The organism is Ethanoligenens sp., from assembly GCF_047718355.1.
In the GTDB taxonomy this organism is placed as follows: domain Bacteria; phylum Bacillota; class Clostridia; order Oscillospirales; family Ethanoligenentaceae; genus Ethanoligenens.
The window spans coordinates 1-7,399 of the sequence record NZ_JBDNLG010000117.1 but is presented as its reverse complement, the minus strand read 5'-3'; the positions used below and the strand labels follow the sequence as shown (position 1 = coordinate 7,399).

The following is a 7,399-nucleotide window of genomic DNA, read 5'->3' as shown; positions in this document are numbered from 1 at the left end:
CCTGTGCGGATTGCAATATATTTGCCGTCACGTTTCCGGTCGCATAGCCGCCTTTGGGGGTCATGGAGGCGGTATATTGCCCGCTGCCAATCGCAGCGCTGTTTACAGGTATCGTGAGGGCGGTATCCGCCGTGGCAGTGCCGGAGAGTGTGATTAACCCGCTTACCGCCGCCTGCGCGGTGATGCCATTTGCGGACTGAGCGCCGGAGAGCAGCTTGAGCAGGTTTTTAGGTGCTCCAAAGATGATATCGTGCAGCATTAAACCACCGCCCCAGTGCCGTCCACCCAATGGGCGCTGCCATTCCACCAGACCGGCTTCCCAAGATCTGTGTCAAAATACATAATACCCGGTTCCAGCCACGTGTTTCCAGTGGGGACGGGGCGGTTGGCGGTCGGACCATAGGTATAGGCAGGTATTCCCCAAAAAGTACAATCTCGCTGATAGGTTGCGCCAGCATTGCTCACACATACCCAGCCTAGAACACCCCGTGACGCAACATTTTTTGTCAGAAAAACATCGCCCACCTGTGGCTTTTGGGAATAACCCACAGCTTCTCCGTTCATGCCGAGGCGGACGGTATCCACCGAGAGGAAAAGTGCCCGACCATCCCATGCCGGGGAAGTCATCCAATAGTCCAGCTTTGGAGATACAACACCGGTCGCATCGTTCCCGGCTACGTCCACGCCAAGGAATGGCATATTCTCACGCAGACCGAACGACCCGCGGTTGTCGGAAAAAACAAATTGATTTTTCACACTGTAAACAGTAGGCATCCGGGTGAATTTGTCCCCGATAAAGACGTCTTTTAAAGATAGCTTGGTAAACTCGGCATTCAGGTCGTAAAGCGCGCCCGCGTGGATTGCTCCGCTGTACCCGATTCGCCCGCCGATTACGGTGAGAATGGAATAGTTTCCTGGACTGAATACGGCGGCATCGGCGCCGTCATGGCATCCAAACCCCACAGACTTGAGTGTGATACATGCTTCCTGTCCGGTTTTCACCGTGCAGGTTGCATTTGGAGAGCTTTCGTTCCCCAACCCATTGACCGACCAGGAACCGTAGGCAAAATAATAGATGACCCCGGTGCAGGAATCGGCGGCAAGCGCCGAGGCGGTAGAATAGTCGCCGCGCAGTTCGTAGGCATAGACACTCGAACCCACCACAAACGCTTTGTCGATGTGGTTAGAGGTACCGCTGCGGAGCATGGAAAAGCCTTTGACGCTGGCCCACATGGTGATGTTTTTAAAGTTGGACTGCCAGATGTTGCCGGCAAACTGAACGCCAGTCTGCGCCCGTACTGTGATGCTGTCAAAAAGCAAGTCGGCCCCTTCGCCGGGCATATAGATGCCGTAGGCGCATAGATCGGTGTCGGAAAGTTTTCCGTCCAGATACATATTGGAAAGCTCGACCCGGTAGGTGTCCTGTGAAAGATCTTTGGACGCATTGACGCAGATCAGGATTGCATCGATGCCGTCGCACGCGGTGCCGTCTCCGGTCGGGTTATGCGTGGTCTTTCGGATAACGGCGGTGTTTACCGCGTCGCCGATCAGGCGAGTAGCAAGGCTGTCGTAGGTTACTCCGCCCCAAATGTAAAGCGGGCGGGAAATGCAGTAGGTTCCGCCCGGCAGATAGATAGACCTGCCGCCGCAGCCGTAAGCATAGGCAATGGCGAGCTGAATGGCATCCGTATCATCCGAGGAACCGTCGCCTTTGGCACCGAATTCCCGAACAGATAAAGGTGCGTTGTCTCCATGTGCACAGTGGTCGATGTAATTGGTGTTTCGCGAGCCAAGCCCTTTGAAAAAGTCGGTCTTCGCCATATCACCACCGCTTACTGCGGGAGAGGATGCATATGGAAGGTCGTTCCAGCGCGTCGCGCCGTCACCCAATTTAAATTTTAGCGTGTTGCTTTCAAATCCCAGCACGCCCTGTGGTAAAATCGGGTTGTTGGACGCCCAGTTTTGCGGCAAATCATAGCGCTGCTGGAATTCGTACAATGTGTCTTCAGACATTAGATTGTGGCCCCCCTAAAAAAGTCCTGCTTACTTGGCCGGAGGTCCCTGCGGCTAAGGCAAAGCGGTCCGCGTCGTCAGAGTCTCCGGCATTTAAAATCAAAATGGCTGCCGTATCAAATAACACACCGTGGTCGATATGGGGCTCCAATGAAAGCGTATCAGCCTGCACGGTGTACCAATGCGGATCGGGCATGGTGAGTTGGCAAGAAGACAGCAACGGTGCGTCATCATTCCACGCGAAACCGGTCACTTCTGCGTATCCGATCAGTCGGCCGAAATCTGTGTCAATCACCATGGGTTTGACACTATTCCCGGAGGCCATGCGGTTCAATACGGAAAGTTTTACAAGATCATATCCGCCCGCCACAATACGCAGCACCAGTTTTCGTTCATTTACTTTTGAACGGCCGAACACCTGCCCGTCGCCGAAGATATTGTTGGTTGTGAGGGATTTGTCCGCGTCGAAAACGCCTTGCAGATCGCTTGAAAAGAAACCGTCGTTAAGCGGTATATTGTTATAACTGACCGGCGTGACCATGTGAATCTCCTTTCAATGTTTTGAGTGTAAAACTATCAAAATATGGTTTGTGTGCTTGGGAATCTTTTGCACAGAATCGGTAGGGTACTTCTTAGATATCCGCAAGGAACTGGAGCTGCTGCAAGGCCTGTTTTTCCCCGTTTGCCTGTGCCAGCGAAATAGGGCCGTTAATGTTAATGACAGGGGCTTTTGTGTGATTGGTAGTGGTGGACGTAGAACGCATTCCGCCGAGAGCCGCCGCGTCTGTCCGGATAGAGATGTTGCCCAGTGCGCCCATGTTTAATGGGGCAATGCCTGTCTGAAACGCGGTGGCCATGCTTTGTGTCATATCGTTGACGGCGGCAAGTACAGTTCCACGATTTTCTGAGATGTCGTCCGCCATGCCGGCCACCATGTCTTTGGGCCATGTATGGAAGCCGACCAGTGGGCCGGTGTCAGGTTCGCTGAAATGAAGAAAACTGCGGATATCCTGTGCAATGCCGTTGACTGCGTCGCCCACGGCGCCGGCGGCGCTTTGGATACCGTTCGCAAGTGCATAGGCGATATCACTACCCCATGATGCCGCTTCCTGTGGCAGGGATTGGATAAATGCGATGCCGGAATCAAATGTGCTGCGGATTCGGTCGCCTACACCATCAAATGCACCCGCAACAGCGTTGCTTACGCCGCTGAACCATCCGCCTGCATTTCTCCATGTGTTTTGAATCCCAGACCATGCTTGGGAGAACACACTGCTCCAAAAAGCGGGCGCGTTGTCAAATGCGCCGCGCATCCCATCCCAAACACCACTGAACCAACTGCCGGAATCACTCCATGCATTCTGTACACCGGCGCGCGCCTGTGAAAACACACCGCCCCAAAAAGCGGGCGCGCTGTCGAATGCGCCGCGCATCCCACTCCAAACGCCATTGAACCAACTGCCGGCATTATTCCATGCATTCTGCACCCCGTCCCAGGCTTGTCCCAGAGCGGATACAATGGTTTTTCCGGCGGTCTGTGCGCCGCTCATCACACTGGACAATCCGTTTTGGATGGACGTAAACAATCCGGTACTGAATGAACTGGAAAAGATGGTTGAAAAGATTGTATGTAAGGTGGTCCCGATGGTGTCGCCGACATTGGTTAGCTGCGTGCCCAAGTTGCTTGTGTCTAAGTGAATGCCAAAGGAAATAGCGCCGATATTTTCTGCCATGGTGCTTCCTCCGTTCTGTTTTCAGGAATCAATCGTTTCAGCTTGTCCGCCGAAAAAAGACTGGAAAACGTGTTCCACCGCCGCTGTAAGGTCGCTTGCAGCAGCGGACTGTTCCGCCAACCAAATCTGCCAATCCACCCGTGCCTGTTGTGCCGCTGTGTTCAACTGCTCTGCCTCTTTTTCAGTTGTCTGCCGGATGGTGATCATCTGTGGAAGAGGCGTATCGCAGGGAAGACCCGCAAGCAATGCGGTGAATTCCGGCCACGGAATGTGCGTAGCGGGCGAGCGGATGCGTAATCCATAGGCTGAAGCGAACGATGTGACAATGAGAGGATAGTCACGTTCAAAATCAAACCCGTTTTTTCGCGCTGCTTGTACGGCGAAATTGCGCATCTTTCTGTGATTTTTCGCCAGCCTCACGCAATTGTTCCACCGTCTTTCCGGTCATAGCCGCCAGAATGCCAAATTGGAGTAAGTTCCAGAAAGCAAAGGGCATATCGTGTGCCAGAATTTCGTCTGCCGCTTGTTTGCCGCCTGCTAAATTATCCGTGAGCAATTCCCGCATGATGGCACCGCTATCCTCGTCAGAACGAGGAGCGGCAAATTTCCGCTGAGCGGCCAATACTTTTTTGTAATCGTTATCGACTTCATACGCGTTGCCAAAGATTTTGATGGTCGGTTTTTGTGTATCAAAATAAGCATCCATATCCACGTTCATGGTGTATCTCCTTTGTGTATTGGGTTTTCATATCAACTGGCGGCGGTCCAGGTTGGTTCACCATCCATGACAGCGTCCCATTCCAGGGAGGAGAGATCGGTTGCTGCGCCGCCGAACGGTGTGGAGAGGTCGATCACCACATTTCCGTTCAGTTTTGACCCACTTGGAAAATCAATTTCATATGGGATGGTGCAGGCGCTGCCTATGGCCATTAACATGCCTGCAATTAAGTCATTGCCCGGGTCGCCTTCGTTGCGCTGCCCTTTGTGGGCGATTGTCAATCCTTTGCCCGTCATCAAGGCCCGCTGCCAGCCATGTTGGTCAAGGGGGTTCCAGGTTTTGACCTGTCCTTTTAACTTGGGTTCAATGCTGGTGACGTCTTTTACAACCAACGAGGCGGAGGTGTCTCCCGCCTTGCCGATTTTAAAAGTCAAACCGTGCGTAGGATATACTGCCATTTTATTTCCTGCCTTTCTTGTGTACGGGTATCCGGGTTCGGAAAGTCATTTATTTTCCGGTGGTTTCGTAAATAATGTTGACGCGTACAATCATCTCACAAATGTTGTCTTCGTCCCGTCCAATCCCGGCTGGCGCGGCGTCCTGCAAGGCAAATTGCCGGACAGCGTGGCCACCGATGCATTCGGACAGGTTGCCGCGCATCAAATCATATAAGCTGTTGGCTGTGGTTTCACAGGCGCCTGCGGCCTCCCCCCAGTGAATGAGAAAATCAACAGGCAGCATGTCGAACGATGTACAGTCTACACCGCCCACTGCAAGTGCCGATACACCGCGCTGTTTGCGATAAACGCCGATGCAAAACGGATCGCGTTTGGGAATGAGCTGGTTGTAGACCCCGACCCCGGGGTACTTGGTTTTGAGCCATCCAATGACGTCTGAAATACACATCATAACAATATCTCCTTTGCATGTTGTTTGAGCAATGCGGTAAACAAAGACGTTGGTTCGGTTCGATGGCTGCCGCTAATCCACGGCTCCCACCATTCACCCCGTGCGTTCGTGTTTTTATCCTGCCGAAAATGGAAGTCCGGGTGAAAGTAAAGCCGGGCGGCCTGCGGCGCGTCGGTCACAATGGCGACGATGCCCTGTGACGCACCGGTGCTGTCCACATATGTCTGTATATTCTGCAGCCGGCCGGTGTCCATCGGTATAACAGCGTCGCTCCGCTCCCGTGCAAGGATGCTTTCTGCCGTTTGGATCAGGGCAGCCGCCATGGCGGATTGCAACAGTTCCAGTCCTTCTGCGTTGAGTGTAATCAGCGGATTTTCCATTTCGTTTGCCTCCTTGTAATCAGGATAGGTGCAAAACGGTGTGATGAACGGTTCCATCCGGGTTTCGAGGGCGATCTGCGCCTGCGATTTGCCATGTACGCCCGCCGATGTCCACGCTGCCAGTCAAAATGGGAAGGGTGGGAGCAATATCCGCGCCAATGGTCAAGGTGGCTGAGAGTCGGATGAGCGTGCCATTACTTTGTCGGATGGTTTTTGATTTTTCGGAGAAATTGCATTTGCCGGTATAGGTGGCAATTTCGTTGGGTACACCGTCTTCAGACAGCCCGTCTGTTAGATGAACCACTGTCGGGGTCGTGTCCCAAATGCGTGCGATGTAGGGTACCCGCATGGTCAGACCCCCCGAAAAAGCAACATGGTCGGCGTCAGATATTCCCGCGCACGCGGCGCTAACAGCAAATCAGCAGCTCCGCTCAATCGCACAGTTACATCCCCGATGGTGTATCCGTTTACGCTTCCCAGATCGGATAGACCGCCGGTCGTTTGCAGATGGTCTGCCTGTGCGCACACGGCCATTTGCACCTGTTTCTGGCAGAATGGCGTCAGAGCGTTGAAGCCTCCCAGTGCGCCGATGCGGCCGTAAACCGCGTTGTCGATGTCGTCGGATGCCTGTGCCAGCAAGGTGTCAAGCGCCGTGTCTGCGGGTATTGTTCCGCCGTATGTACCGGTATAAAAAGCCGCGTCTGCATATGCCATCGGTTTTTCCCCCCTTGATGCGAATGTGGTCGTGCATCTGCTTATTGTCCGAATTCGGCCGTGTCAACATCCACATATACGCTGTCGATAACGTTGCTTTTTCCGTTGGGGAAAACGAATACATCCGAGAGCTGACGGTTTTGGTAGAGGTATCCATCACCCTCAGTGTGCGTGCCAGGTGCAAAAAAGTAGATGCTGGAGATTTTAGGCACACAGTAGGTGGTCAGCTGGGAAGCAATCAGCACATTGATCTTGTGTGAGCCTACCACGCTGGATGTGTGAGAAACCGGCGCGAATCCGGATGTAAAGTTAAAATTGTCATAAAAACGTTCGTCGTCGATCACCTCGATAACCGGCACACCGTCGATATTGGTCACACGGGTTTCCAGACCGATGCCGTCGTTGGTGAGAGCGGTCATATTGATCTGCCGGGTAAAGAGGGGAGACTGTTCCAGCGAACTCATCACGGCGCTGGTCACATACATGATGAGTGCCCCCTGTGCCCGATAGCGGCGCAGCTTGCCGGCAGACAGGAACTCTTTGAGCGTTTCAAACACATTTGCGGGCAGATACGCGTTGTCGGATGCGGCAGTACTGGAGTGGTAGCCAGCCTGCGCTTGTGCAATCTTTGCCACCTTTGAAAAGAAATAAGCACACATTTCGGGTACTGCCTGTGTTTTTTGGAACACATCGGAAATGTTGCGGATGGACGCGACTTGGTTGGTCTCGTCCACATCCGCTTTGTCCACTAGGAACTGGATGTCACGGTCAAACCCTACGGTATAAGTGTTGTCGGCTTGTGTGAACGTGCCAGTGTTCCAGCCGCCGCTGCGAGAGTGGTTTCCAAAACCGCTGGTGCTCATCTGTGTGAAGTGGAAGATGCGGGCGGAAAGCCAGCGGACATTTGCAGTGATGAACGGGGAGCAGAGTGC

11 protein-coding genes and 1 pseudogene are annotated in these 7,399 nt (G+C 53.4%); all 12 read right to left on the bottom strand.

The features are described 5' to 3' along the window. Nucleotides 1-259: pseudogene (locus ABF463_RS13300) on the bottom strand (phage tail protein); the annotation flags it as partial. Then, nucleotides 259-2,013 (bottom strand): glycosyl hydrolase family 28-related protein, encoded by a 1,755-nt coding sequence (locus ABF463_RS13295; RefSeq protein WP_415534316.1) that lies wholly within the window; start codon nucleotides 2,011-2,013, stop codon nucleotides 259-261. The gene ABF463_RS13295 and the pseudogene ABF463_RS13300, both read right to left, overlap by 1 nt. Next, entirely contained in the window at nucleotides 2,006-2,554 is a 549-nt protein-coding gene (locus ABF463_RS13290) for a phage tail protein (RefSeq protein ID WP_415534314.1), read from the bottom strand. The genes ABF463_RS13295 and ABF463_RS13290 overlap by 8 nt, the downstream gene beginning before the upstream one ends. Nucleotides 2,555-2,645: 91 nt before the next feature. Next, a complete protein-coding gene (locus tag ABF463_RS13285; protein ID WP_415534312.1) occupies nucleotides 2,646-3,746 on the bottom strand; it encodes a phage tail protein in 1,101 nt (366 codons plus the stop codon). Between the two features lie 21 nt (nucleotides 3,747-3,767). Next, nucleotides 3,768-4,166 (bottom strand): Gp15 family bacteriophage protein, encoded by a 399-nt coding sequence (locus ABF463_RS13280; RefSeq protein WP_415534310.1) that lies wholly within the window; start codon nucleotides 4,164-4,166, stop codon nucleotides 3,768-3,770. Beyond that, nucleotides 4,096-4,464, bottom strand: a complete 369-nt coding sequence (locus ABF463_RS13275) for a hypothetical protein (protein ID WP_415534308.1) — start codon at nucleotides 4,462-4,464, stop codon at nucleotides 4,096-4,098. The genes ABF463_RS13280 and ABF463_RS13275 overlap by 71 nt, the downstream gene beginning before the upstream one ends. A 32-nt stretch (nucleotides 4,465-4,496) precedes the next feature. Continuing rightward, entirely contained in the window at nucleotides 4,497-4,922 is a 426-nt protein-coding gene (locus tag ABF463_RS13270; protein WP_415534306.1) for a phage tail tube protein, read from the bottom strand. Between the two features lie 49 nt (nucleotides 4,923-4,971). Continuing rightward, nucleotides 4,972-5,373, bottom strand: a complete 402-nt coding sequence (locus ABF463_RS13265) for a hypothetical protein (protein ID WP_415534304.1) — start codon at nucleotides 5,371-5,373, stop codon at nucleotides 4,972-4,974. Next, nucleotides 5,370-5,753, bottom strand: coding sequence for a hypothetical protein (locus tag ABF463_RS13260; protein ID WP_415534302.1), 384 nt, complete (start codon nucleotides 5,751-5,753; stop codon nucleotides 5,370-5,372). Before ABF463_RS13260 ends, ABF463_RS13265 begins: the two co-directional genes overlap by 4 nt. A 19-nt stretch (nucleotides 5,754-5,772) precedes the next feature. Next, entirely contained in the window at nucleotides 5,773-6,102 is a 330-nt protein-coding gene (locus ABF463_RS13255) for a hypothetical protein (protein WP_415534300.1), read from the bottom strand. Between the two features lie 2 nt (nucleotides 6,103-6,104). Continuing rightward, nucleotides 6,105-6,467 (bottom strand): hypothetical protein, encoded by a 363-nt coding sequence (locus tag ABF463_RS13250; protein WP_415534298.1) that lies wholly within the window; start codon nucleotides 6,465-6,467, stop codon nucleotides 6,105-6,107. A 41-nt stretch (nucleotides 6,468-6,508) separates the two neighbouring features. Further along, nucleotides 6,509-7,399 (bottom strand): phage capsid protein (locus ABF463_RS13245; protein WP_415534296.1); only part of this gene is annotated, 891 nt, incomplete at its 5' end.

Bases quoted from the DNA above. Each gene is read 5' to 3' on its own strand.
- ABF463_RS13295 (WP_415534316.1), bottom strand. From the start codon at position 2,013: ATGTCTGAAGACACATTGTACGAATTCCAGCAGCGCTATGATTTGCCG.
- ABF463_RS13290 (WP_415534314.1), bottom strand. From the start codon at position 2,554: ATGGTCACGCCGGTCAGTTATAACAATATACCGCTTAACGACGGTTTC.
- ABF463_RS13285 (WP_415534312.1), bottom strand. From the start codon at position 3,746: ATGGCAGAAAATATCGGCGCTATTTCCTTTGGCATTCACTTAGACACA.
- ABF463_RS13275 (WP_415534308.1), bottom strand. From the start codon at position 4,464: ATGAACGTGGATATGGATGCTTATTTTGATACACAAAAACCGACCATC.
- ABF463_RS13270 (WP_415534306.1), bottom strand. From the start codon at position 4,922: ATGGCAGTATATCCTACGCACGGTTTGACTTTTAAAATCGGCAAGGCG.
- ABF463_RS13265 (WP_415534304.1), bottom strand. From the start codon at position 5,373: ATGATGTGTATTTCAGACGTCATTGGATGGCTCAAAACCAAGTACCCC.
- ABF463_RS13260 (WP_415534302.1), bottom strand. From the start codon at position 5,753: ATGGAAAATCCGCTGATTACACTCAACGCAGAAGGACTGGAACTGTTG.
- ABF463_RS13255 (WP_415534300.1), bottom strand. From the start codon at position 6,102: ATGCGGGTACCCTACATCGCACGCATTTGGGACACGACCCCGACAGTG.
- ABF463_RS13250 (WP_415534298.1), bottom strand. From the start codon at position 6,467: ATGGCATATGCAGACGCGGCTTTTTATACCGGTACATACGGCGGAACA.